The following is a 25,890-nucleotide window of genomic DNA, read 5'->3' on the forward strand; positions in this document are numbered from 1 at the left end:
TGCTAATAATCCATAATCAACAGTGTAAAAATTGGCGGTTTTTACATCTGTCCTCTCAAAATCAATGAAATAAGTATGATTTTGAATACATTATGAAAATATACACTGTTATTTTATCTTTTGTCGAAGAAGCTTGTCAAGCGATAGTCCACGAGAAGATCATCTTGCCCAACTCCTTACTCCTTTATTCCTTAATGATATTAACGAATTACAGTCAATATTTAACAATATTAATCATCGAAAGAATCCTCAAGAATCTCAAAGTCTTCATCTCTCGACCCGCTGCTTAGCTGTCCTAATACCTTAGTCACTACAGCTCCTGTGAAACCTCTACGCATTAGAAATGCGGCCGTCTTTCTTTTCTTGTCAAAAGTTTCGCCTGAAGTTTGCTTCCATTTCGTTTGAGCAATTTTCATAGCTCCAGCAATTTCATCCTCAGGATTGATGTTCTCCATGGCATGTTTAACGAACTCTTTGTCGATGCCTTTTTGCTGTAGCTCTTGACGAACGAGGTTACGACCTTTCTTTTGAGAAATGATCCGACTGTCCGTCCACATTTTGGCAAATTCTTCATCATTAAGGTAATTTTGCGAAGCTAATTTATCAATTACCCAGTCAATAATGGATGGTTCATAACCTGATTCTTTGAGCTTGCGTTTCAATTCACTCGATGAATGCGGTCGCCGGCCAATAACGCGTATAGCCTTTATATAGGCATTATTCTGTTCTTCATCTTGAATAATCTTCTCTAACTCTTGTAAGTGTACGCTCTCTCCTTTGACTAACCGATGTTTAATTAGAATGTCTTCATGTACTGAAAAAGCGTACTCTTCATTCAAAAATATATTATAGCGGTGCTTCCCCCGCTTCTGCTTCTCTACTAATGTGATAATGGAAATCTGTTGCTCTTCCTGTTCCTGCTCCAAGCTTTCCAGCCCCTTTCATGCACGAAAGCACCCTAACCTAAGGGTTAAGGTGCTTTCACGATATGATATATTCGAATCTTACTCGAAAGCCGCTTCTAATTCATCGTCTTCCTCGTCGTCAAGATTTGGTCCAACAGCAACAATCAAATTACTGTTCCCACGGATTCTTTGTTCGATCGTTTCCGCAATGGCTTTGTTATCTTTCAAGAATTGCTTGGCATTTTCACGACCTTGGCCTAAGCGCTCGCCTTCATAGGAATACCAAGCTCCGCTTTTGTTCACGATATCCATCTCTGTCCCGATATCAATGATACTGCCTTCGCGTGAAATTCCCTCACCGTACATAATATCCACTTCCGCCTGTTTGAACGGAGGCGCTACTTTATTCTTAACAACCTTAATTCTCGTACGGTTACCAACCATGTCATTACCTTGCTTGATAGTTTCTATACGACGAACATCGAGTCGAACAGAGGAATAGAACTTCAGTGCACGGCCACCAGGAGTTGTCTCCGGGTTTCCAAACATGACGCCGACTTTCTCACGCAATTGGTTGATGAAAATCGCAATAACCTTCGATTTATTGATCGCACCTGAAAGCTTACGAAGTGCTTGAGACATCAAACGTGCTTGTAGACCCACGTGAGAATCTCCCATCTCGCCTTCGATTTCCGCTTTAGGTACTAATGCCGCTACAGAGTCAATAACGATAATATCTACTGCGCCGCTTCTTACAAGCGCTTCAGCGATCTCAAGTGCTTGCTCACCTGTATCTGGTTGAGAAAGCAACAGCTCATCTATGTTAATGCCCAGCTTACTTGCATAAGAAGGATCCAAGGCGTGCTCTGCATCGATAAATGCAGCTTGTCCGCCAACCTTTTGAACTTCAGCGATAGCATGTAAAGCTACTGTTGTTTTACCTGAGGATTCAGGTCCGTATACTTCAATAATTCTTCCACGTGGGAATCCACCTATTCCAAGAGCAATATCAAGGGCTAACGCTCCGCTTGAAATCGTTTCAACTTGCATATGCGTTGATTCTCCAAGCTTCATGATGGAGCCTTTACCGAACTGTTTCTCAATTTGTCGTAATGCATTATCAAGTGCTGCGCGACGGTCTGTCAAAACACTCACTTCCTTCTATCATTATAGGTATATGATAACTTGTTTCGGGGTGTTTGCCAAGTACTTTTTCGAACATACATTCGACTTTTTCGCGAACAAACAAAAAACCGCAACAAAGTTATCGCTTTGTTACGGTTCTTCCGTTAACACTTCTTTCATTATATGCGAACTCTAGCTTTCTTTCAACTGTTTCCAAAGATGGTAGAGTGCGCTCTTCGCGGATCTATGTTTAATCGATTCCCGGTTACCGGAAAGCTGCAGCGTAATGACTTGGGTTTCTGCGTTTTTTTGCGCAAAGCCGATATAAACAAGCCCAACAGGCTTCCCTTCAGACGTGCCAGGACCCGCTACGCCAGTAACGGAGATGCCGAAATCACTTCCAGTTGTCGTCAGCAAGTTTTCCGCTAAAATAACCGCTGTCTCGCTGCTAACAGCACCTGGAGCATCTTCGCCTTCCAGTACCTCCATCGGAACACCGAGAAGCTTGTGTTTCAGCGCATTGGAATAACAGATAATTCCGCCTAGAAAGGAGTTCGAACTCCCTGGGATTGAAGTTATTAAATCGCTGAGCAAACCACCTGTACAGCTCTCAGCTACAGCAAGTGATAACTTGCGTTCATCCAGCATTTTCACAACAATTGTTTCAATCGGAACGTCTTGATCCGCATAAATATGCTGAGCTAAACGGCTTCTAATTTCTTGCTCAGTCGCAAATAATTTGCGTTCGCCCTCTTCTGCGGAATGTGCACGAGTCGTTAAACGAATCGTCACTTCGCCTTCTTTGGCATATGGAGCTATGGTTGGGTCCGATTGAGCTTGAATCAAGTCAATTAATTGATGCTCTAAATTAGATTCACCGATGCCGGCAAACTTGAGCATTTTGGAATACAGCGGAACTTCATCTTTCATAATTGTGTGCAGCCAAGGAACCGCATATTTGGTAAACATGGGCTTCATTTCTTTTGGCGGTCCAGGCAGAAGGATGAAATGAGTTCCTTCAAACGTGAATGCTACGCCTACTGCTAGCCCTGTTTCGTTATGTAAGGGATCGCTGCCCTCGAGCATTAACGCTTGGCGCCTGTTGCTTTCTACCATATGTATCCCGCGAGATTGAAACATTTGTGTAATCGCGTTCATCGACGGCTCATGAATGATCAACTGACGGCCTACATACGCCGCTAGGACATCTTTGGTTAGGTCGTCCTGCGTAGGACCCAGTCCGCCTGTACAAATGACGACGTCGGCTCTGGAGGCGGCTAACTTGAGGCTTTCCAACAGTCTCTGTTCATTATCGCCAACTACTGTCTGGAAATAAATGTCCACGCCAATCGCGGCGCACTCTCTGGAAAGAAATTGAGCGTTCGTATTTACAATTTGTCCAAGCAAGAGCTCTGTTCCAACAGCAACGATTTCTGCTTTCATCCAATCATCCTCCTAGAATAGAAAAAAACCAATAGGTTGCCCTATTGTGTCTTTTCTGAAAAGTCTATGACATGTTTATTTTTCACAAAATACTCGATTCCTGAGTAGACCGTAATGATGGCCGCTGCCCAACTTGCTATTACATCAAAAGGGAAGTCCACAAACGTAAACGGAAAATTATTGATAAGTAGCGCTATGATGGCTGTAATCTGAGCTGCCGTCTTTGCTTTTCCCCACTTACTAGCCGCCATCACAGTGCCCTCCAGCAGAGCAATTTGGCGAAGACCTGTTACAGCCCATTCTCTACTGATTATGACTATGACAATCCAAGCATCTACTTTATCCATTTCCACTAGTGAAACGAGCACAGCCGTAACAAGCAGCTTATCCGCCAGGGGATCAAGCAGCTTGCCTAAATTGGTTACTAAATTGCGTTTTCGTGCAATATAACCATCTAAACTATCTGTACTCGCTGCAATAATGAAAATCAATGCAGCAATAATTTGATTATACGTAATGCTAAACTCCTCTATCCGTATATGAGGGAATTTTACCTTAATCAACAGGAAAAACATGATGATTGGTACTAGTAAAATCCTCGCCACGGTGATGCGGTTGGCCAGGTTCATGCAATTACCTCCCCAGATAAGTCAAACTCATAAGAGTGGGTAATGCGAACTTTGGCGAGTTCACCGATCGTAAGCTTACCATTCGATACGAATACTTCTCCATCAATCTCTGGAGCATCAAATTGAGAACGACCAATATACACATCACTTCTACCATCGTACCGTTCAATCAACACATCGATTTCTTGACCGATACGGCGTCCGCCGCGGATATTTGAAATTTCTCTTTGGATTTCCATGATCGCATTCGCACGATACTCTTTCACTTCATCAGGCACTTGATTCGGTAAACGTGCTGCTGGTGTATCATCTTCTTTGGAATATGCAAAAACACCTAGACGATCGAACTGAACATCACGAACAAATTGCTTCAAGTTCTCGAAATCTTCTTCAGTTTCTCCCGGGAAACCTACAATAAGCGAGGTCCGAAGCGCAACATCCGGGATCGATTCACGAATTTTACGAACCAACTCACGAGTATCTTTTTGACGGCCAGGTCTACGCATACGTTTAAGAATGGAATCTTCGCTGTGTTGTAGTGGCATATCAATGTATTTACATACTTTCGGGTTCGTCGCCATAACTTCAATTAACTCGTCACTAAAGAAGCCAGGGTAAGCATAGTGCAGGCGAACCCACTCAATGCCTTCTACTTCGCTTACTTTATTCAAAAGTGTAGGGAGCATGAAGCTATCATATAAATCCGTGCCATAATTCGTAGAATCCTGAGCAATTAAACTAATCTCTTTCACGCCTTGTGAAGCCAGGTTAGCTACTTCCGAAACAATGGAATCCATGCTTCTGCTCTTGAAATTGCCGCGCATGATCGGAATACTGCAGAATGTACAGGCATTATCGCAGCCCTCGGCAATTTTTACGTACGCTGTATATCTAGGCGTAGTAACAAGCCTCGGCAGGTCCGCATCATAGTTAAATACCGGATTCCCAACAAGAACCGGTCTTTTCCCGCGCAGAGCTTCGTCAACGATATGATTGATTTTATCAAAATCTCCCGTTCCCACGATCCCGTCAATCTCTGGCATCTCGTCGAGCAATTGCTTTTTGTAACGCTGTGTTAAGCAACCTGATACGATAAGCGCTTTGAGATTTGCTGTTTCTTTCAGTTCTGCCATATCCAAAATTGTATTAACGGATTCTTCTTTCGCTGCATCAATGAACCCGCAAGTGTTCACGATAATGACAGTGGCATCTTCCTTGTTATCTACAAGCTGAAAACCACGCCCATGTATTAATCCAGCCATAATCTCGGAATCGACCATATTCTTCTCGCATCCGAGGGTAACTACTTTAACCTTTTCTGTCATGAAAGAAACAACCTCCAATAGTCCTAAAAACACTCCATACAAGTATAATACAAGCCCTATAGGGTGTCAAAATGTAAAAACCCCCTTGCTACAGGGGGGCTTCTCTTTCAATAACATAGTATGTATGCCTATTTTAAATTTACAAATTGTAAGTCAAGAGGAATATCCGCCTTGCGCAGCAGAGCGATAACTGCCTGCAAATCATCGCGACTCTTGCCCGTTACCCGAATTTGATCTCCTTGTACTTGCGTTTTCACCTTAAGCTTAGAATCACGAATCAGGATGTTGATTTTTTTCGAATTCTCTTGATCCACACCTTGTTTCATGCTGATTTTCTGTCTTACAGTTGAGCTGGCAGCAGGTTCAACCTTGCTGTAATCGAGATTTTTGATCGAGATCCCGCGTTTCGTCATTTTGGCATGTAGAATATCAAGGACATTCTGAAGCTTAAACTCGTCATCTGAAGTAACGACTAATTGATCCTTATCTAACTTAATGCTGCTTTTGCTGCCTTTAAAATCAAAGCGGGTTGCAATCTCTTTTTCCGCCTGCTGAATCGCGTTATTTAGCTCCTGCATATCCACCTTGGATACAATATCAAACGAACTTTCTGAACTCATCTTAGACCAAACACCCTTTCCATCAAATTACAATAGCATTATAGCAAGAAGTTTTATAAAAAGAAACATCCCGCAGCCCCACGGCCTAGGATGTCTCTTGAGGAAATTATTTCATTACCCGGGAAAGCGCAGGAACTGCCAAAATGCTAGTTTTTTTGCAAATTCAGCTGTACACGCTTTGGATTAGGCGTATCACCAACTGGAACCACGGTGCCATTCACAGTAAGCTCTAGGGCACTTGCTGCCCCTACATTCAGATAGGCGGAACTTGTCAAATCGAAGACGTCCGTATCGCCTGCTTTGTAAAGCTTTTGTCTTAACATGTCCTTGCCGCCCCCATCTGTAAGAGCATCAACTCGAATCCAGCAGGAACCGTTTATTTTCATCTGAATGTTCAAATTTGCAGTACCAGTAATTATGTAGTTATCTACACCTTTTTCATTGCTGCTAAATTTAACCTGTACCGCTGGTGGCGTTGGTGTTGGTGCTGGTGTTGGGGTCGGAAGAGGTTCCACTTTACCTTCACTGGAGGCATTCGTTGAAGTTGTCGGAGTCGTTCCTGCCCCGGGATTCGTGGTATCCGTAATTCTCGGAGACTGCGTTTGAGCAGGCTTTTCCTCTGCCGGTGTTCCCTTGTAATTCTTATATGTATAATAGTACACAATTCCGAAAATGAGCAAAATAAAACAAATAAACATGACGCTTGAAGCCCAGCGGCTCATTTTCTCCGTATTACGAACACTTGTTCGATTCTTACGAATTGTTTCTACTACCGGTTTTTCCACGACTGGAGAAGGATTCGTTGTCTGGTACATATTCAGCACTTCAGTTGGATCAAGCCCTACCGCTTCTGCATAGCTTTTGATAAAAGCTCGTACATAAAAGCTTCCTGGCAACACTTTATAGTTTCCTTCTTCAATGGCTTCAAGGTAACGTTTACGAATTTTCGTAACTTCTTGCAAATCGTCAAGCGAAATCTTTCTTTCCAATCGTGTCTTGCGTAAAATGTATCCAAGATCAGACATAATGGTCACCTCCTCACGGGAATCTTATTAGTTAATGACGTTACAAACCTTAAAATGGTTCGGACGTGTACGTAAATGAGTCGTAATTGATTTCCTCATCGGGGCTGTTACGAAGCTCAATAATATAATCAAAGTGATTATAAGTGTATTCCGATTCGCGAATAAATATATCCGGATGCTCGATTACCTTAGTCGAAGGCATCGCCATAATATCCTGTAAGAGGCTATGATGCTTCTCATTCGAACGAATCGTGGAGACGATTCCGTCAATAATGAACACATTATTAGGGGTCATCTCATCTTCAGATAATTGGCTGCGAACCGTTTGTCTAAGTAATGTGGAAGAGACGAATGTCCAACGTTTGTTGGCACATACGCTTCCTGCAATAATCGACTCCGTCTTGCCAACGCGAGGCATGCCGCGAAGCCCAATCACATGGTTTCCGTCTCGCTTGAAAACCTCACCGAGGAAATCAACCAATAACCCTAGCTCATCACGTGTAAAACGGAACGTTTTGCGATCGTCCGAATCCCGTTCAATATAACGACCATGACGTACAGCCAAAATATCAACGAGCTTAGGAGGACGCAATGCCGTAATAGTAATATTATCTACTTTTCTCAGCATTTTACCCATTAAGTCAATTTTTTCTTCATCATTGGTTTGTAGAAGCATACCACGCGTACGATCTTCAACCCCGTTAATGGTCACAATATTAATATCCAACATCCCCATCAAGGAAGCGATATCCCCTAATAACCCGGGACGGTTTTTGTGAATCTTATACTCCATGTACCATTCTTTTACGTCCAATCCTTCCACCTCATCGCAATATCTGTAACGTTCCTTTTATTAGCTCTTTAAATAAATTCTACAAATTTCGCCAATTTCCTTCTATAAAACGGCATTAATTTATTTCATTTTAAGTTCAGTAAGCTCTTTTTCATTATAGTTCAAGGGACCTTTCTGCCATGACTTATTCGTCATTGTAAGAAGCCGATTATCTAAAATTTGCGGCCAGTTAAGCTCAGCAGATAATGAATTAGAGACATCCATTGCAGATACGCCTAGCGTTTTTGCTCTTTGCAGCTGCGCTTCTGTTACGGGAGAATAGAAAATAATCCAAGTAGCAAAATGCTGTTTTGTTTGAAAGGCTAATTGTTGGAACCATTGTTCATTATTATCAAGCAATACAATATGATCCGCTTCTTCGGAGGGTGCCCATGCGGAAGGAATTGGGCGATCACTTCGCGTTACCCACTCAACAGTGACATTCTGAGCTAAAAGATTTTGAATCCATTGGTTCTTCAAGTTTTCAATCTGCTGAGAATCAATTTGCAGGAAAGATGCTTGATCAATGGCTGATGTCGCACTCCCGTTAACATCCAGCTGACTCTGTAATAATGTCCATTTACCCGGATTAAGGCCTTGCTGAATCACCCCATTTGCCGATGGGAACAAATCGTTGCCGATAACATATATGTAATCGTACGAGCTTGCTTTCAATTTCGTGAGCACACGATCATCCACGGCACTCAAATCGTTAATCCAATCATAAGCAATAAAATTGGCATCTCGCCACTTTTGGAGCGCACTCCCTACGGACTGCTTAGCGGTTGGAGATAAGTTAACGCTCGAAAGCATCAAGACAGACAATTTCTTATCCAATAACTCCTGCTTAATGACAGGAATTCCTCGATTTCCACAACCAGCAACAATGAAAGATAAGAGCAAAAACATAAGCATAGAACGTTTGATAATCATAAATTCGATTCCTTTCTACCTAAGAAAGCGTGCAAAAGCCTCCGAAAGAGGAGGCTTTCACATAGTACCCTATTGAATTGTAAAACGCTTATTAACCTTTGTCCACTAATTTTACCATGAGGCGGGCAAGGGTACGTTTATCCTGCTCATCCCCTGCATCCCACAGCTCTTTGAGCACACGTTCCTGCTCATTTTCCGGATCAACTTTATCAGCTAGGAATTCACCAATTTGAAAAGCGAGTTTCGAGATGGTTTCCTCACTCATCCCTGCATGTCCAGCTTGACTAACACGTTCAGCCAGAAACTCTTTCCACTTGTCAAATACTTTAAGTACTGTAGCCATTGTAAGAAGCCTCCTTTGAGTTATGAGAGATGGTTATTACATAAGTAATATTCGCTTCTCCCGCTAGAATTATGCGTGCTCCTTACAATGACATCAAGTTAGCCATCCACCATTAGGGCTTATAATTTGACCCGTGATATAGCCGGATTCAGGAAGTGCCAAGAAATAAACGAGCGAAGCCACTTCATAAGGCATTGCAAAGCGCCCGGCCGGAATTTCGCTGGCAATCGCGTCCCGCTCCTCACTTTGGAACCCGGACATCATCTCTGTCTCTACAGCGCCAGGCGCAACGGCATTCACCGTCACACCAGATGGAGCAAGCTCTTTAGCTAATGCCTTAGTGAACGCATTCAATCCACCTTTGGCCGTTGAATATACAACTTCACAGGATGCTCCTGAGATCCCCCAAATAGATGACACATTAATAATTCGACCATATTTTTGGGAAATCATTGTCTTCATAAAAGCTTGAGAACAGAGAAAAGCTCCCTTTAGATTAACGTCCATGACATTATCCCATTCTTCTTCGCTTACATCTGACAACAGCCCATAATGCGCGATGCCAGCGTTATTCACAATGATATCAGGAATCATTTCTTTCTGCTCCAGCTTTTCCTTCATCAACATGATTTGTGCACGGGATTTGACATCCGCAGACACGGTCAATACCTTCGCACCATGCTTCATGCAAGTTCTGGCAACCTCGTTCGCCGCTTCATGAGAGTCGCGGTAGTGGATGACCACTTTCATCCCTACCGCGGCGAAACGCTCAGCAATGGCTGCTCCAATCCCTCGGCTGGCTCCCGTGATGAGAACCGTTTGCTCACTAAAAGGCTTGGAAAAGGTCACGACTTCTCACGACTTTGGACTATCGAAATAGCAAGCTTACTCCAATCAAAATGCTCCCTGAATCGTTGATTAACATCATTAAGCGTAATTTGCTCATAGACGGGCAAAATGTCAAACAAATCAATTCCTTTAAACCGATACTTCGTAAACTCATTCGCAATAGATTCCGGAGAATTCATCATGCGTAGGAAATTACCGATTTTCTTCTTGCGGCTGCGTTCAAATGTAACCTCATCAAGCCCTGAGCTCTTCCGCTTTTCAACTTCTTCACGAATACGGGCAATAAGTTGATCAGGATCTTTGGTATCACCACCAAGGATAGAGAAGGCATAACCATCGCTGCAATTATATTCATGGCCGAAATTATCAGAAATGAGCTGTTCATCATAAAGCGCTTGATAGATATCAGAGCTTGAGCTGAATAGAACATCCAGCATTAATTTCGTCGTTAATTCTCTGATTAGCAAATCTTTGCCTTTTACGGCTGGCGCCTGCTCCTTGAAGCCAATTAAGCATTTCGGCATCGATACTGGAAGCAAGGTAACTCTGCGCGCTTCCTTCACTTCTACTGGCTCTTCTGGGAAGAACCGTTTGATGTCGCCTTGCGGCGGGAACTTTTTGCCGGCTTGGTTTTCTTTGACAAGTGCAATTACCTCTTCAGCATTCACTCCACCAACAACAAACAAGCTCATATTGCTCGGGTGGTAGAAGGTGTTGTAGCACTCATACAAAGTTTCCTTTGTAATTTTGGCAATCGAGGCTACGGTCCCCGCGATATCAATATGAATAGGATGCTTGGCATATAAGGATTCAATTAATCCGTAATAGCTTCTCCAATCCGCATTATCTTCGTACATTTTGATTTCTTGACCAATAATCCCTTTTTCCTTTTCCACATTTTCATCTGTAAAATAAGGATTTTGCACAAAGTTAATTAATGTCGTCAAATTTGTTAAATAATTGTCTGTAGACGAGAACAAATACGCTGTTCGGTCAAAGCTGGTGAAAGCGTTAGCTGAAGCCCCATTTGAAGCAAAAGTGGCGAAGATATCGCCTTCTGGTTCTTCAAACATTTTGTGCTCAAGGAAATGGGCAATACCATCGGGAACTTGAACAGCTTCTTTACCTTCAACTTGAAAATCGTTATCTATAGAACCATACTGCGTCGTGAATGTCGCATAGGTTTTCTGGAAACCTTCCTTGGGCAGAACAAACACATGAAGCCCATTATCGAGCACTTCGTGATAAATCGTTTCACCCAGGTGTGGATAAGGAATAACTTTCATGGCCTACTCTCCTTTCTGATCCCGTAAAAAGTAAATCGTATCCAGTTGAACCCGCTTAGCAGCTTCGGCAATCGCCGGAATATCGATTTGTTCCACGGACTCGATTAAGCCCGCTACTGTACGCTCTTTACCAGATAAGATCGCATTAAAATCAAAAGAAATTAATTCAAAAGCGGAATCCTGGATTTCGCGAAGCTGATTCGCAATCATAGCTCGGGTCTGGCTTAGTTCAATATCATTAATATCTCCCTGCTCCATAGCCGTTAGCTGCTTGCGAATAATATCAACCGCTTTCTCATAATTGGCCATTTCGATACCGGATTGAATCGTTAATATACCTTTGTGCCCATCAAATCGAGAAGAAGCATAATAAGCAAGACTCGCTTTCTCACGAACGTTGATAAACAATTTGGAATGCGGATACCCACCCAGAACCCCATTGTACATTAGGGCTACTGGATAAAGCTCATCACCATAGGAAATATTCGTGCGCAGTCCCATGTTCAATTTACCTTGATTAACGTCCAATCGCTCGACGATAGTCTTCACTTCACCTGAGGCACCCCGCGGAGCCGTAGTTACGTAACCAACATCTAGAGTACGTTCAATCTTAAATGCACTTTTTACAATTCCTTCAACTTCAGCTAACGTTGTGTTGCCAACTACATAGATGTCTATCGGCTGTGTTTGAAGCCACTGTCTATACTGTTCGTAAAGCTGTTCGGAATTGATGCGGTCAAGATCAGCTATTTTACCCAATGGGTGAAGACGATACGGATCGTCACTGCACATTTCTTCGATACAGCGCTCAGCAGCATACCTGATTTTATCGTTAATAACAGACTCAATACGCTTCTGGAGCGTTTGCTTCTCGGAATCTACATATTTGCTGCGAAAATGATTACCCTCTAGAGCAGGACGTGTCAGTGTTTCTCCAACAAAATCAAGCCCTTGTTTCAAGAGTGATTGCGCTGATTTTACGAAACGGTCATTAATAATATCCATTCGCATCTGCACAATTTGATAATCGCCTCTTTTGTAAATATCAAAACCAAAACCTGCGCCATAAAGATCATCCAAATACTCTCGAAATTGCTGCGTTTCCGGCCGTAATTCAGTTCCTCTGCGTAATACAAAAGGAGTAAGGGCGGTATTCGTGACCATTTCTTCATCTAAGGGACGGCCTATGTACACGGAAATAGCAAACGTTTTGAACCGATCTGTCGGCAGCACATGCAAACGAATATGATTTAGTGTACTGCGCTCAAATTGTATATGCTTCAAAGGTCTGTCTCCCTTCTAAGATCGTAATAGTTCCATTATATTCCTATACGAGAAGGAGAAGCAACCAATGCCGGTCCCTTCTCCTTGTCCAAGTCAAAATTATTTACAAAAAATATGCTTGCCAATATTCTTAACCTGTGGTCTGCTCCAAATCCATTTGGAGGTTGCTGTTACTGGGTTAAAATAATAGATACACCCGCCTGTAGGATCCCAACCGCTTAATGCATCCTTAACCGCTTTTTTCGTCGATTCGCTAGGTGTGAGCCAAATTTGACCATCTGCTACTGCAGTGAATGCACCAGGTTGAAAGATAACGCCCGAAACCGTGTTGGGGAAGCTTGGATTCTTGACGCGGTTCAAAATTACTGCTGCTACCGCAACTTGTCCAACGTACGGCTCTCCGCGGGCTTCACCATTCACTGCATTAGCCATCAAGTTAATATCCTGCTCTGAAAGCCCCAGGTTATTAGATGGAAGCAAATTAGCCGGCTTTTGGTCGGAAGTTCCTGTCTCGGTACCACCGGTACTTCCACCTCCTCCACCGCCTGTGTTTCCTCCTGTTGCTGGCGCTGTTGGTTTCCAATTCTTCGTGGCTTCCCAGAGCTTAAGCTTCGTTTTTGCTCCTACAATACCATCTACCGTCATCCCAAACTCGCCTTGGAAACGTTTCACAGCCGTTAATGTCTTATACCCATAGTCACCGTCTATATTACCGCCATAAAAACCGATGAATTTCAAACGCCCTTGTAGTTCATTGACGTCTGTACCCGTAGCTCCATAACGTATCTCATTTTTGCTGAACGTTTCTTCTGCTGGCGGGTTGAACTTTCCTTTCAATTGGAATGCAACAACCAATACGAAGACAATACAAAAGGTTAGCACAATTAATCGTTTATTCATTCCCCTTCTCAACCTCACTTTTCAAATAAGAGCCTTTTCTTGCTTTTCTTAGCTTATTATGAGAAAGGGGGTCTTTGTTTATGCAAACAAAAACACTCTCTAGAAAGAGAGTGTCCAAGTATTCATCCTACGACCGGTATCAACTAATTCGATTGTGCTGGTATTGTTCAATTGACATCAGCACCTCACGGGGTTTACTTCCCTCATAAGGACCGACAACTCCTTTGGCTTCCATGGCGTCCACAAGCCTTGCTGCGCGCGTATAGCCAACTCTCATGCGTCTTTGAAGCAAGGAAACGGAGGCTTGTTTCGCTTCTAGCACGATTTGAACGGCTTGATCATACAGCTCGTCCTCGAATTCATTTTGCTGCTCAGGCATTTCTTCAACTTGCGGTACCAATTCTTCTTGATAATTGGCTTGTTCTTGCGTGCGTACAAAAGTTACGACATGTTCAACTTCTTGGTCAGATAAAAAAGCTCCTTGTATACGTACCGGCTTGGATGCGCCAACAGGTAGATAAAGCATATCGCCTCGACCTAACAGCTTCTCCGCTCCAACCATATCCAAAATCGTCCGTGAATCGACTTGTGAGGAAACACCGAACGCAATACGTGAAGGGATATTTGCTTTGATTACCCCCGTGATAACATCAACGGAAGGCCGTTGTGTAGCAATAATCAAGTGAATACCTGCTGCACGAGCCATCTGTGCTAATCGGCAGATCGAATCTTCCACGTCATTTGCCGCGACCATCATCAAATCAGCCAACTCGTCTACAATGACAACATAGTAAGGCAGTGGAGCTGCAGTGCCGCTCTCGGTTAGCATAGCATTGTAACCTTCAATATTTCGCGTGCCGCTCTTCGAGAACAGCTCGTATCGTTTCTCCATCTCGACAACGATCTTCTTAAGAGCTAGAGAAGCTCTACGTGGGTCTGTAACAACCGGCGCTAGAAGATGCGGTATCCCATTGTAAACATTTAGCTCAACCATTTTGGGGTCGATCATCAAAAACTTAACTTCGTTCGGCTTAGCTTTGTACAAGATACTCGTAATGATCCCGTTGATACAAACGGATTTACCTGACCCCGTGGCACCAGCTACTAGTAAATGGGGCATTCTAGCCAAATTCCCGACGATAGGTTGTCCAGAAATGTCCCTCCCAAGTACAACAGATAAGCGAGAGCTGGATTCTTGAAAAGCTGACGTTTCCATCACTTCTCGCATCGTTACGATTGAAACCTCTAGATTTGGAACCTCAATCCCAATCGCCGATTTACCCGGAATTGGAGCTTCCATCCGAATATCTTTGGCAGCGAGTGCCAATGCAATATCGTCGGTTAAAGATACAATTCGACTCACCTTCACCCCGACATCTGGCTGAATCTCATACCGCGTTACCGCAGGTCCTCTGACGACCTCGAGAACCTTGGCACGGACACCGAAACTTTCCAAGGTGGCTTCGAGCTTTCTGGCATTCGCTTTGTAGTCAGACATCTCACTGCCTTTGCCAACTGCCGGCTTCGCCAATAGTTCGAGTGCAGGCATTTCGTAAGGCCGAGTTTGAACGACCGGTACATTATCTTGAAACTCTAAAGTCACAGGCTCATCTTCAGCAGCTGCATCACCAGCTGAAGATGGTTTTGACTTAGGCAACACAGTTGTAGTTGTAGCTGCAGCCGAAGCAGGTTTAACCGATTGTTGTGCTTCTTGGAACACTTGCTCCTGAAAATCGCGAATGATCGGTGTAACAGGCTGATCCTCTGAAGAGATATCGCCGGCAGTACGCCCATCATTCGATTTATAAACCACTTGTTCGGAAGCTTCCGCTGCTTCTGCATTATGTAAAAGATCATCTTCATTCTCATCGCTTGCAGCTGTATTTGCCTTCTTCCGACCTTCTTTAATAGGTCGCAAGAGCTCCATAATAAGCGGTGATTTCTTGCGCTTCACTGGCTGGAATACTTCTTCATCGAACTCATCGTCAACAGGGACATAAGCCTGTCTCTTTACTTTCTTGTCATTAGCGCCAAAGGCCGAAGCAGTGGCTACTTGCGCAGGTTGTCGCCCTTCTCGATCCTGCAGCCATTCTTTCATTCTGTCTTTGAAATTCTGTCCGACATTGCTGAACCTTCCGCGGATCACATTCCCGATATCTACATAAGAAATGCCAGTAGCCAGAATAAATCCTATTACAAATAAGGCGTACTGGATCAATCTTGCACCCAAATAGTCAAATAAAAAGTACAAGATACTATACAGCGTGGCACCGATCATCCCGCCGCCAATACCATGTTCAAGCGCAGCCTTTCCTGCTTCCGTCGGATGCAGCCCTTCCAGCATGGCGCTCCATGTCGACGAAATGATTTTACCTGACGTAAATCCACCATCGGGGTACAACTGAGCAAATAAATCAATATGATTTTTTATCAGCAGTCCAAGAATAAACAGCAAAATGCCTGCTTTCTTAGGCGTCACCATCTGTGGCCAAGCACGTTTGATCATGGCATATAAGGCCACATATATGAAAATGAGAGGCACCAACGAATACCATGTTCCAACAAAAAAGCGGAAAAGGTAAATCAATGAGTTCCCGACATGTCCTTGATGAGCAAGTGCAATGACGGAAAAAATCAAAATGAGAATTCCGTACAATTCGAATAACAAGCTAGTTTTTAAAGCCTTACCTTTCTTCTTGCGTTTCGCCACGCTTGTCACCCCCAAGTCCACATTATACCATATTTGGCTTGAGGGATGATACAGGAACAACGCTTTAAGTGAGTGAAGACTCCACAATTGGACTGTATGAAATTATCGTTCCAGGGGCATATTGCTCTTTTAAATAATCCTGTGGGTTACAGCTGTACAGCCTTACAATGCGTGCCTGAAAGCCGCTAAGTGGCTCTATCTGCATCTTAATTCCACCCTGATCAATATCCATGAATTTGGGCTCATACGTATCTGCCCCTTCAAAGATCACATCCATTGGCACAACCGAGTAATGAATCATTGTACCATGCCACCACCCATAGCTGCCTTCTTCGATTCAATGCGCATATTGAGTTCTCGAATAGCATCACCGATCCCGCCGACTTGGTTGATTAAGCCGTATTTCACAGCGTCCTCACCAATGACCGTTGTCCCGATATCCCTTGTCAGCTCGCCTGTCTTAAACATCAACTCTTTAAACTTTTGTTCCGTTATATTGGAATGTTTCGTTACGAATCGCACCACACGTTCTTGCATTTTGTCCAGATACTCAAAAGTTTGTGGAACACCGATAATTAATCCATTTAATCGGATCGGGTGAATCGTCATCGTTGCTGTCTCTGCAATAATGGAATAATCTGCTGAAACCGCTATAGGGACACCGATGCTGTGCCCACCCCCAAGAACTAACGCGATTGAAGGCTTCGAGAGGGTCGCAACCATCTCTGCTATCGCTAAGCCAGCCTCAACATCTCCACCCACTGTATTTAAAATGATCATAACGCCTTCAATCTTTGGGTTCTGCTCCGCTGCGACCAATTGTGGGATGAGATGCTCATATTTCGTTGTTTTATTCTGCGGTGGAAGAACGATGTGGCCTTCCACTTGTCCGATAATGGTAAGACAAAAAATGTTCGATTCACCCGAAATCGTATTGGTTTGCCCTAGTTGCTGAATATTTTCGAGGACAGGATTTTTCTTCCCCTCCTCTGCTACTGGTTCTTGCTGTTTCGTCGGTTCTGTTGATGATGCCACAATAAGTCCCCCTTCATGTTTGACTAACAATCCTTACATGCATGGATCACAATCTCCCATAGTATGAATAATCTTGGTTCCTTTCATGCATCATTTTCTACTTAAGAACCAACTGAAAAAAGCTCCCTCCAGTGATGGAGAGAGCTTTGCTATTTGCATAGGTTCAAGTGACTGTTCGAGCCTAGACTTCCATGATAATTGGAAGGATCATTGGTCTTCTTCTGGTTTGTTCATATAAAAAGCGTCCGAGAACATCTTTTACATTAGTTTTTAAAGATGCCCATTCATTTACATTTTCGTTCATTAACTTCGTTAATGTGTTGGTAACGATACGATTGGCTTCTTCCAAGAGGCCCTCTGACTCACGTACATATACGAATCCACGAGAGATGATATCCGGTCCGGATAAAATTTTGCCATCTTGTTTACTGAGAGTAACGACAACTACAAGAATACCGTCCTGAGACAGTAACTTACGGTCACGCAACACAATGTTGCCTACATCCCCGACGCCCAGTCCATCAATCAGAATGTTGCCGCTTTGAACTTTAGATCCTTTGCGTGCAACCCCATTTTGAATTTCTACCGTGTCACCGATATCGCACATAAAAATATCTTCTTTCGCCATACCCACAGACTCAGCAAGGAGACCATGTTGACGTAGCATGCGATATTCACCGTGAATTGGAATAAAGTATTTCGGCTTCATCAAATTGAGCATAAGCTTCAATTCTTCTTGACTACCGTGACCTGATACGTGTACACCGGTTACTGAACCTGGCCCGTAAATAACATTAGCACCAATACGGAACAATTCATCTACGGTACGACCTACGTCACGTTCGTTCCCTGGAATCGGCGTAGCTGCAATAATGACCGTATCACCTGGTAAAATATCAACTTTACGATGGGTGGAACGCGCCATTCTTGTAAGTGCAGACATCGGCTCGCCTTGGCTTCCAGTGGAAAGAATGACAACCCGATCAGCAGCAAGCTTGTTCACTTCTTCTGGCTCAATCAACATGCCATCCGGAATGTTCAAGTAACCTAATTCGCTTGCAATCGATACCACATTTACCATGCTTCGACCAATAACGGTAACTTTACGATTCGTAGCAGCCGCTGCATCAAACACCTGTTGTACACGATGAATGTTGGATGCAAAAGTTGCAATGACAACTCTCTGTTTAGCTTTACGGAACACTTCTTCAATCTCAACGCCCACACTGCGCTCCGAACCTGTGTAACCAGGTCGTTCTGCGTTGGTACTGTCAGAAAGCAAGGCTAGAACGCCTTTCTTCCCGATCTCTGCCATACGGTGCAAATCGGCATATTGATCATTCACAGGAGTTTGATCAAATTTGAAATCCCCTGTATGAACAACGACGCCTTCCGGCGTATCCAGAGCGACACCGACAGAATCAGGGATACTATGATTGGTTTTGAAGAATGTTGCTGTAAGAGTGCCTAAAGAAAGCACGGTATCCGCGTTAATGAGGATCCGGTTCGTCGTACCGAGCAAGTTCGCTTCCTTCAGCTTCGCCTCAATGAGACCCATTGTAAGCTTTGTAGCATACAGTGGAACATTAAGGTGCTTAAGCACGTAAGGTAAGCCGCCGATATGATCTTCATGGCCGTGAGTAATGATAATGCCGCGTACTTTATCCCGATTCTCCGTTAAGTATCCGATATCTGGAATGACAATATCAATTCCGAGCATGTCCTGCTCAGGAAATTTCAAACCACTATCAATGACGATGATATCGTTCGCATACTGAACGCAATACATATTTTTTCCGATTTCGCCCACGCCGCCAAGAGCGAAGATCAAAAGTTTATCAATATTTTTTTTGGACAAGAATATACCTCCTTCTAAGATTGGACGACGAATTTTAAATGAAAAACCGAACTAGTCACTTGCAACCATTATACATGAAAAAAAACAACAAATACAAGTTAATACCGATTACAATAGCTTCCCCAAAAAAAGAAAACCGATGCCGGAGCACCGATTCATTAGGCGTTATCATACAAAAAGTGATTGGATGAATTGTCCTTCTTGCTCGGATACGCGAACTAACGGAAGTCTCACGCCCCCTGTTTGAATGCCTTTCAGTGCAAGAGCATGCTTAATCGGTGCAGGACTCGGAACACGGAAAATGCCAATAAACACAGGGTGCAGCTTACGATGAAGCTCTGCCGCTTGCTGAATGTTACCTTCTAAATAATACTTTACCATAGATTGCATTTCTTTTCCAATCACATGGCTCGCAACGCTAATAATTCCATGACAACCAACGGATATTGCTGGAAGGGCATTACTATCATCCCCGCTGTATACTAGGAAACCAGGAGCTGCATCGTTAAGAATACGGGTTAATTGATCCGTGTTCGCACAATCCTTGGTTGCCACAATATTCGAAATGTGAGAAAGACGAATTGTTGTTTCTGCATCCAAATTGACACCAGTACGTCCCGGTACATTATAAAGCATGATACCAACTTTAACGGATTCAGCAACTGCTTTAAAATGCTGGTACAGCCCTTCTTGCGATGGGCGGTTATAGTAAGGAGCAACGATGAGCAAAGCATCGACTCCGAGTTTCTCAACTCTTTTGGAGAAATGGATGGTGTGTGCGGTGTCATTGCTTCCGGTACCTGCAATGATTTTGCAACGCCCCCTTGCATAACGAACGGATAGCTCGATAAGCTTCAGCTTCTCCTCGTCATTTAATGTAGGCGCCTCACCAGTGGTCCCACAAATTACGAGGCTATCAGACTGCTGCTCTTCGATCAAATAATTGATTAGCGGTTCTACTTGGTCCCAGTTGACTTGTAATTGCTCGTCAAACGGAGTGACCATGGCTGTGATTACTCTTCCAAAATCCACCGTTTGCACCTCCTGAATCTCATATTCATTTATTTAAACCAAATTTATGATGTAATGCCTTAACGGATTTAATCATATCTTCACCTTGAACAAGCACCCAAATCGTCGTATTCGAATCGGCTGATTGCAGGATCCGTATGTCTTCTACCGTTAAAGCTTCTACAATCTGCGCCATAATTCCCGGCACACCGTTCATGCCCCCGCCAATTACGGATACCTTAGCACAACCGCTTAAAGCTTGGGGTTCATAACCATGGCTTCTAAGCAGCTTGACTGCACGCTCTGCTTCATGGTCGAATACGGTATAAACAACTGCCGAAGGATTCACACTGATAAAATCAACACTGATTTGGTTCTGCGCCATCGTTTTAAAAACACGAAGCTGCAGATCAAATTGCCCTTCAACGGCGGCCACATAGATTTGCGTAATATTCGTAAAATGGGCTATCCCCGTGACAAAGCGGTCTTTCACTTGATTCAAATCATGCGGGATGCTGTCTGAAGCTGTAACCAAAGTGCCTAATTCCTTCGTGAACGTGGATCGCACCCGGATAGGAATATTAGCGTGCATAGCGACTTCTACGGCACGCGGATGAATCACTTTAGCGCCATTATGCGCCATATTGCAAATCTCGGCAAAGCTGACGCGAATAAGCGGTTTAGCGTCCTCCACAATTCTTGGATCCGCTGTCATTATCCCATTTACATCGGTGAAAATATCAACAATCTCGGCTTTCACTGCCGCTCCTAATGCTGTCGCTGAAGTATCGCTACCTCCACGACCCAGAGTAGTCAGCTCATCCTCGCTAGTTTTACCTTGAAAACCAGTAACAATAACAACCATATCTTGTTCAAGTAACTCTAAAATGCGGTTAGGCTGCATAGCAACGATCTTAGCATTACCGTGATCGTCATTTGTTAAAATGCCGGCTTGCCCACCCGTCAAAACTGTCGAGCGTATGCCTCTAGACTGCAATAAGCTGCACAAATGTACCGCAGAAATTAATTCTCCGCAGCCCATTAGCAAATCGAGTTCCCGTGCCGGCAGCCCTTCCCCGTTCTTACGAACAAGGTCTAAGAGCGTGTCAGTCGCATAGGGTTCCCCTTTACGTCCCATCGCCGAAACAACAACAACTAGTTTGTAATCATCGATTAGTGCATCTTGAATATGTCCAATAACGTGTTCTCTAGCTTGTGCGGTGGAAAGCGAGGTACCTCCGAATTTCTGTACAAGGATTCGCATGAGTTTCCCCCATATTCACTGCAACTTGATTGCAGTAATGCTGATTATTGTTCTATAGCAATATATTCAGCAATTTGCACAGCATTCCAAGCAGCGCCTTTGAGCAGGTTGTCAGAAACAATCCACATATTCAGTGCTTTTGGGTTGCTCAAATCGCGGCGTACGCGTCCAACAAAAGTTTCCAGCTTGCCCGCTGCATCTGTCGCTAATGGATATTGCTGCTCAGCAGGGTTGTCAACTAACACGATACCAGGAGCATTCGCCAGCAATGTTTTCACTTCTTCTACGTCGAAATCTTCCTTCAATTCCACGTAAACGGACTCTGAATGTCCATATACCACAGGGATACGCACACAAGTGGCAGTCACTTCAAGGGACTCGTCACCCATAATTTTTTTCGTTTCAAGAATCATTTTCATTTCTTCATTGGTAAATCCGTTGTCGAGAAATTTGTCGATTTGGGGGATTGCATTAAATGCGATTTGGTGTTTCACCGGCAAAGAGCCCACTGGCAAAATATCCGGATTCGCATCGTTTCCTGCAAGTACCTCTTTCGATTGTCTCAACATTTCATGAATAGCTTTCGCGCCTGCTCCAGAAACAGCTTGATACGTCGATACGATGATACGAGAAATGCCATAACGATCGTATAAAGGCTTCAGTGTTGCCACCATCTGGATCGTGGAACAGTTCGGATTTGCAATGATACCTTTGTGCTCGTTGATTTTGTCAACATTCACTTCAGGAACAACCAGAGGTGTGTCTGGATCCATCCGGTAGGCACTTGTGTTATCAATACATATTGCACCCGCTTTAACTGCATGCGGAGCCAACGCTTTAGTAACGTCGCCGCCAGCGCTAAACAAAGCAATATCCACACCCTCAAAGCTATCAGGGGTAGCCTCTTGAACGGTTACCTCTTCACCTTTGAAAGGGATCTTTACACCCGCTGAGCGAGCGGAAGAAAGCAATTTTAATTCCTTGATGGGGAAATTCCGTTGTTCTAATAGACGGATTATTTGTTCACCTACTGCGCCTGTTGCTCCGACGACGGCGATGTTGAAAAGCTTCTGGTTGGACATGAGCTGGTCTCTCCCCTTCAAGATTTATATATGAAATTAGTACTGAAATCTCTCAATAATCATGGGTTGCAATTGCTTGCCTTCCAACGCAGATTCACAAGCTTCCATAATCAAGTCCATTCGAGCCACCAACGAATTTGGCTTAGCTCCAGGTGCATCTTGACCAAAAGGAACAAAATAAATGTTCTTCGTAATCAGAAGCTTAGCGATATTCATCGCATTCAAACCCAGTCCGTCATTGGTTGAAATAGCTAAAACTAGCGGACGTAAGTTCCGCATTTGCGCTTTGGCTGCCATAAGTACAGGACTTTCTGTCATCGCATTTGCTAGCTTACTAGTTGTATTTCCTGTGCACGGCGCAATAACCATCACATCAAGCAACTTGGATGGACCTAGTGGTTCTGCATCTACAATTGTCGAAATGATGTTGTTGCCTGTTATGTCCTTTAACTGCTGCTGCCAATCCGCTGATTTACCGAAGCGTGTGTCCGTTGTCATGATCGTATTAGATACAATCGGAATGACGCGTGCACCTGCATCTACAAATCTCTGAATTTGAGGCATTACCTCTTCCAGCGTACAGTGAGAACCGGTTAACGCATAACCGACTGTTTTCCCTTGCCAATTCATTCCACATCGCTCCTGTCTCTGAAGTCTTCCTCGATCAGCTGACTTAATGTGTTCGCCATGATGCGGCCAGCTGTTTTGGGGGCGACGATGCCAGGTAATCCGGGCGCCAGCATCGCTTTGATGCCTCTTTTCTCGGCAAATCGGAAGTCCGTTCCGCCGGGTTTAGAAGCCAAATCGATGATCAGCGCGCGATGTGGGATATTGGTAATAACTTGCGCTGTGACTATCATAGTCGGAATTGTGTTAAAAAGCAAGTCAATATTCCCCACTTCCGGATACAGATCTTTCGTATAAAAAGGCTGAAAACCCATCTCCCACGCCCTTGCGAAATGCTCTGGTTTCCTTACCCCTACCTTAACGGTAGCCCCTAAACCTTGCAGTGTTTTGGCCATAGTGAAACCCGTGCGACCAAAACCTAAAACCATACATACAGAACCATGAATTGTAATATCTGTGTTCTGTATCGCCATCATCAGAGCGCCCTCAGCTGTCGGAATGGAGTTGTATATCGCGACATCGTCCCGATCAAATAACTCCACAACTCCGATCCCATGTGCGGCACAAAGATTTTTCAAGTAACTTTTGGCCATTCCCGTGTACACTTTGGCATGTTTCGGCAGCGAAGAAATATGAACGTCCGTCAATCGCATCTCTTCACTTGAGAAAATAGATTCCACTTGTCCCGAATCATCCGTACCTACAGCCGGCAAAATGAGAACATCAACCGTTTGAAGCAGCACGGGATCTAGCTTAGCATTCGTAACACTGCTAAATTGCCTCCCGAGATTGTCAAAACCGATTAATGTCACTGACGCATCAAGCTCGGTAAATTTCTGAATTACTTCTAGCTGCCGGGCGTCTCCACCCATGAAAGCAACCGAAATCCCAGTAAGCATTCTTTGCTTACACCCCTTTCTCGGTCCGTTTCGATACGTTATAGTATGCGTTCGCCTAAGGATGGGTGCCACTGCTTTTTGAAACAAAAAAAGAACCCCTATACAGAGGTTCTTCGTTCTACTTATTATCTTCCGGTGTGACCGAAGCCGCCAGAGCCCCGCTCCGTTTCCGTCAACTCTTCAACTTCAACTAACTCAATCTGTGGTACGAGCTGAAACACCATCTGTGCAATGCGCTCATTTCGCCCAATCGTGAACGCTTCCTGTCCAAGGTTGATCAGTAGCACCTTCACTTCCCCACGATAATCAGCATCAATTGTTCCTGGTGAATTCAGCGTCGTAATACCATATTTGAAAGCCAATCCACTTCGTGGCCGGATCTGAGCTTCAAGCTCTGGCGGCATACTAAGTGCAAAACCAGTAGGTATAAGCCGACGCTCTCCTGGAGCAAGAACAACAGGTTCACTTACTGCAGCGTGAAGGTCAAAGCCACTTGCGGCTGCAGACATTTTCTGTGGCAAGAGGATATCTTCCTGCCCGGAAACTCGTTTTATTTGGACGTCAAACTTAGAGAGAGACAAGCTGATCCCTCCTGAAGCTGCTAATAACGTCATCGGAATTCCCTACCATAGAAAGAGCGAATGGCGAAGAGAATAGCGTTTTGGTTAACGCTTGAATGTGCTCCATTTGTACACTGTCAATGCGCTGGAGCATCTCATCCAGACTGTAATGCTTGCCGGTCATCAACTCATTTTTCCCAAAACGGTTCATGCGGCTGCTCGTACTCTCAAGGCTAAGAATTAAGCTGCCTTTCAGCTGTTCTTTCCCCTTTTTCAACTCGGACTCCAACATGCCTTTTACCGCGATATCATGCAGCAGCTCCATCGTTACTTTCAACACTTCTTCTGTTTGTTTAGGAGCTGTGCCTGTGTATATAGTAAACATTCCGCTATCAATATGGGAAGAATGATACGAATATACCGAGTAAGCTAAGCCGCGTTTCTCACGGATTTCCTGAAACAGTCTGGAACTCATGCCCCCGCCAATCGCATTATTGAGCAGCACCATAGGGTACAGGTTTTCCTCTTGTAGGGACAGACCTGGCAGTGAGAGACAAATATGATTTTGTTCCGTTTTTTTAGCGTGGAAAATCAAATCTCCAACAAAGTCCGGAGCATCATAGCTCGTTTCCACACCTGTTTGTGTGAATCCCCCAAAATGCTTCTCGATCAGCTCGCGAACACTGTCATCAATATTGCCAGCAATACTAAGTACCGTATTCTCCGTATTATAATGTTTCTTCATATAACTACGTAGATCATCGGACTTCATTTTGGATAAATTCTCAGCTGTTCCGAGAATCGTATAACCTAATGGATGAGTTCCATAAGAAGCTTTCGCTAATAAGTCATGGACCAAATCATCAGGTGTATCTTCGTACATAGAAATTTCTTCATATATGACTCCCTTTTCTTTCTCCAGCTCCCCTTCATCAAAGGAAGAATTAAAGAACATATCGGAGAGTACATCCATAGCTAGCGGCAAATGCTCATCGAGTACTTTGGCATAATAACAAGTATACTCTTTGGAGGTAAATGCATTGACATTTCCGCCAATTCCATCAAATATCTCGGCTATATCTTTAGCTGAATGACGTTCCGTGCCCTTGAACAGCATGTGTTCAATAAAGTGCGAAATGCCGTTTTGTTCTTGAGACTCATTACGTGAGCCAGTCTTCACCCAAATTCCGAACGTAACTGATCGAAAAGTAGGGATTTGTTCCATAACCACTCTCAAGCCATTATGTAAGCGATATTTGATCACTAAGTTTCCTCCTCAAAATGAAGCCCGTAAATTCCCATTTCCAAATTATACTTCCTCAGTCTAACAAAAATGTGCGAGCGA

25 protein-coding genes are annotated in these 25,890 nt (G+C 43.9%); all 25 read right to left on the reverse strand.

Going from position 1 to position 25,890, the window contains the following annotated elements; all coding sequences use genetic code 11:
* Positions 1 to 230 precede the first annotated feature (230 nt).
* The 25 genes from AC58VC_RS08805 to AC58VC_RS08925 all read right to left on the reverse strand — a co-directional run bounded on the left by AC58VC_RS08805 (position 231) and on the right by AC58VC_RS08925 (position 25,809).
* The gene (locus tag AC58VC_RS08805; RefSeq protein WP_497368453.1) at positions 231 to 926 is read right to left on the reverse strand and encodes a regulatory protein RecX; all 696 of its coding nucleotides are present in this window, start codon (positions 924 to 926) and stop codon (positions 231 to 233) included.
* 78 nt (positions 927 to 1,004) lie between these two features.
* The gene (gene recA, locus AC58VC_RS08810; protein ID WP_497368454.1) at positions 1,005 to 2,051 is read right to left on the reverse strand and encodes a recombinase RecA; all 1,047 of its coding nucleotides are present in this window, start codon (positions 2,049 to 2,051) and stop codon (positions 1,005 to 1,007) included.
* 171 nt (positions 2,052 to 2,222) lie between these two features.
* Positions 2,223 to 3,473, reverse strand: coding sequence for a competence/damage-inducible protein A (locus AC58VC_RS08815; RefSeq protein ID WP_497368455.1), 1,251 nt, complete (start codon positions 3,471 to 3,473; stop codon positions 2,223 to 2,225).
* Between the two features lie 41 nt (positions 3,474 to 3,514).
* Entirely contained in the window at positions 3,515 to 4,102 is a 588-nt protein-coding gene (pgsA, locus tag AC58VC_RS08820) for a CDP-diacylglycerol--glycerol-3-phosphate 3-phosphatidyltransferase (RefSeq protein WP_145656341.1), read from the reverse strand.
* Positions 4,099 to 5,427 (reverse strand): 30S ribosomal protein S12 methylthiotransferase RimO, encoded by a 1,329-nt coding sequence (gene rimO / locus AC58VC_RS08825; protein ID WP_497368456.1) that lies wholly within the window; start codon positions 5,425 to 5,427, stop codon positions 4,099 to 4,101. Before rimO ends, pgsA begins: the two co-directional genes overlap by 4 nt.
* Before the next feature lie 128 nt (positions 5,428 to 5,555).
* Positions 5,556 to 6,047: a YajQ family cyclic di-GMP-binding protein gene (locus tag AC58VC_RS08830; RefSeq protein WP_145656345.1), complete on the reverse strand. Its 492-nt coding sequence runs from the start codon at positions 6,045 to 6,047 to the stop codon at positions 5,556 to 5,558.
* A gap of 146 nt (positions 6,048 to 6,193) precedes the next feature.
* Positions 6,194 to 7,072 (reverse strand): helix-turn-helix domain-containing protein, encoded by an 879-nt coding sequence (locus AC58VC_RS08835; protein ID WP_497368457.1) that lies wholly within the window; start codon positions 7,070 to 7,072, stop codon positions 6,194 to 6,196.
* 49 nt (positions 7,073 to 7,121) lie between these two features.
* Positions 7,122 to 7,865, reverse strand: coding sequence for a DUF3388 domain-containing protein (locus tag AC58VC_RS08840; RefSeq protein ID WP_407945395.1), 744 nt, complete (start codon positions 7,863 to 7,865; stop codon positions 7,122 to 7,124).
* A gap of 120 nt (positions 7,866 to 7,985) precedes the next feature.
* Complete coding sequence (locus AC58VC_RS08845; RefSeq protein ID WP_497368458.1) at positions 7,986 to 8,837, reverse strand: hypothetical protein; 852 nt, start codon at positions 8,835 to 8,837, stop codon at positions 7,986 to 7,988.
* Between the two features lie 91 nt (positions 8,838 to 8,928).
* A complete protein-coding gene (locus AC58VC_RS08850; RefSeq protein WP_497368459.1) occupies positions 8,929 to 9,180 on the reverse strand; it encodes a DUF3243 domain-containing protein in 252 nt (83 codons plus the stop codon).
* Positions 9,181 to 9,273: 93 nt separating this feature from the next.
* On the reverse strand, positions 9,274 to 10,029 hold the full coding sequence (ymfI, locus tag AC58VC_RS08855) for an elongation factor P 5-aminopentanone reductase (RefSeq protein ID WP_497368460.1): 756 nt from the start codon (positions 10,027 to 10,029) through the stop codon (positions 9,274 to 9,276).
* Complete coding sequence (gene yfmH, locus AC58VC_RS08860) at positions 10,026 to 11,315, reverse strand: EF-P 5-aminopentanol modification-associated protein YfmH (protein WP_497368461.1); 1,290 nt, start codon at positions 11,313 to 11,315, stop codon at positions 10,026 to 10,028. The genes ymfI and yfmH overlap by 4 nt, the downstream gene beginning before the upstream one ends.
* A 3-nt stretch (positions 11,316 to 11,318) precedes the next feature.
* Entirely contained in the window at positions 11,319 to 12,599 is a 1,281-nt protein-coding gene (gene yfmF, locus AC58VC_RS08865) for an EF-P 5-aminopentanol modification-associated protein YfmF (protein WP_497368462.1), read from the reverse strand.
* A 99-nt stretch (positions 12,600 to 12,698) separates the two neighbouring features.
* Positions 12,699 to 13,499, reverse strand: coding sequence for a spore cortex-lytic enzyme (gene sleB / locus AC58VC_RS08870; protein WP_497368463.1), 801 nt, complete (start codon positions 13,497 to 13,499; stop codon positions 12,699 to 12,701).
* A gap of 139 nt (positions 13,500 to 13,638) precedes the next feature.
* Positions 13,639 to 16,209: an FtsK/SpoIIIE family DNA translocase gene (locus AC58VC_RS08875; RefSeq protein WP_497368464.1), complete on the reverse strand. Its 2,571-nt coding sequence runs from the start codon at positions 16,207 to 16,209 to the stop codon at positions 13,639 to 13,641.
* Between the two features lie 64 nt (positions 16,210 to 16,273).
* Complete coding sequence (locus tag AC58VC_RS08880; RefSeq protein ID WP_497368465.1) at positions 16,274 to 16,510, reverse strand: YlzJ-like family protein; 237 nt, start codon at positions 16,508 to 16,510, stop codon at positions 16,274 to 16,276.
* Positions 16,507 to 17,247: a ClpP family protease gene (locus AC58VC_RS08885; RefSeq protein ID WP_497369002.1), complete on the reverse strand. Its 741-nt coding sequence runs from the start codon at positions 17,245 to 17,247 to the stop codon at positions 16,507 to 16,509. Before AC58VC_RS08885 ends, AC58VC_RS08880 begins: the two co-directional genes overlap by 4 nt.
* Before the next feature lie 178 nt (positions 17,248 to 17,425).
* Positions 17,426 to 19,102, reverse strand: coding sequence for a ribonuclease J (locus AC58VC_RS08890; RefSeq protein ID WP_145656365.1), 1,677 nt, complete (start codon positions 19,100 to 19,102; stop codon positions 17,426 to 17,428).
* A gap of 168 nt (positions 19,103 to 19,270) precedes the next feature.
* The gene (gene dapA, locus AC58VC_RS08895) at positions 19,271 to 20,134 is read right to left on the reverse strand and encodes a 4-hydroxy-tetrahydrodipicolinate synthase (protein ID WP_497368466.1); all 864 of its coding nucleotides are present in this window, start codon (positions 20,132 to 20,134) and stop codon (positions 19,271 to 19,273) included.
* 25 nt (positions 20,135 to 20,159) lie between these two features.
* Entirely contained in the window at positions 20,160 to 21,377 is a 1,218-nt protein-coding gene (gene dapG / locus AC58VC_RS08900; protein WP_497368467.1) for an aspartate kinase, read from the reverse strand.
* Between the two features lie 44 nt (positions 21,378 to 21,421).
* On the reverse strand, positions 21,422 to 22,459 hold the full coding sequence (locus AC58VC_RS08905) for an aspartate-semialdehyde dehydrogenase (protein WP_497368468.1): 1,038 nt from the start codon (positions 22,457 to 22,459) through the stop codon (positions 21,422 to 21,424).
* A gap of 36 nt (positions 22,460 to 22,495) precedes the next feature.
* Entirely contained in the window at positions 22,496 to 23,089 is a 594-nt protein-coding gene (locus tag AC58VC_RS08910) for a dipicolinate synthase subunit B (protein WP_497368469.1), read from the reverse strand.
* Positions 23,086 to 23,985 (reverse strand): dipicolinate synthase subunit DpsA, encoded by a 900-nt coding sequence (gene dpsA / locus AC58VC_RS08915; RefSeq protein ID WP_497368470.1) that lies wholly within the window; start codon positions 23,983 to 23,985, stop codon positions 23,086 to 23,088. The genes AC58VC_RS08910 and dpsA overlap by 4 nt, the downstream gene beginning before the upstream one ends.
* Before the next feature lie 125 nt (positions 23,986 to 24,110).
* Positions 24,111 to 24,566, reverse strand: a complete 456-nt coding sequence (gene dut, locus AC58VC_RS08920; protein WP_497368471.1) for a dUTP diphosphatase — start codon at positions 24,564 to 24,566, stop codon at positions 24,111 to 24,113.
* Complete coding sequence (locus AC58VC_RS08925; RefSeq protein WP_497368472.1) at positions 24,553 to 25,809, reverse strand: M16 family metallopeptidase; 1,257 nt, start codon at positions 25,807 to 25,809, stop codon at positions 24,553 to 24,555. The genes dut and AC58VC_RS08925 overlap by 14 nt, the downstream gene beginning before the upstream one ends.
* Positions 25,810 to 25,890 lie beyond the last annotated feature (81 nt).

The organism is Paenibacillus sp. J22R67, assembly GCF_059692175.1.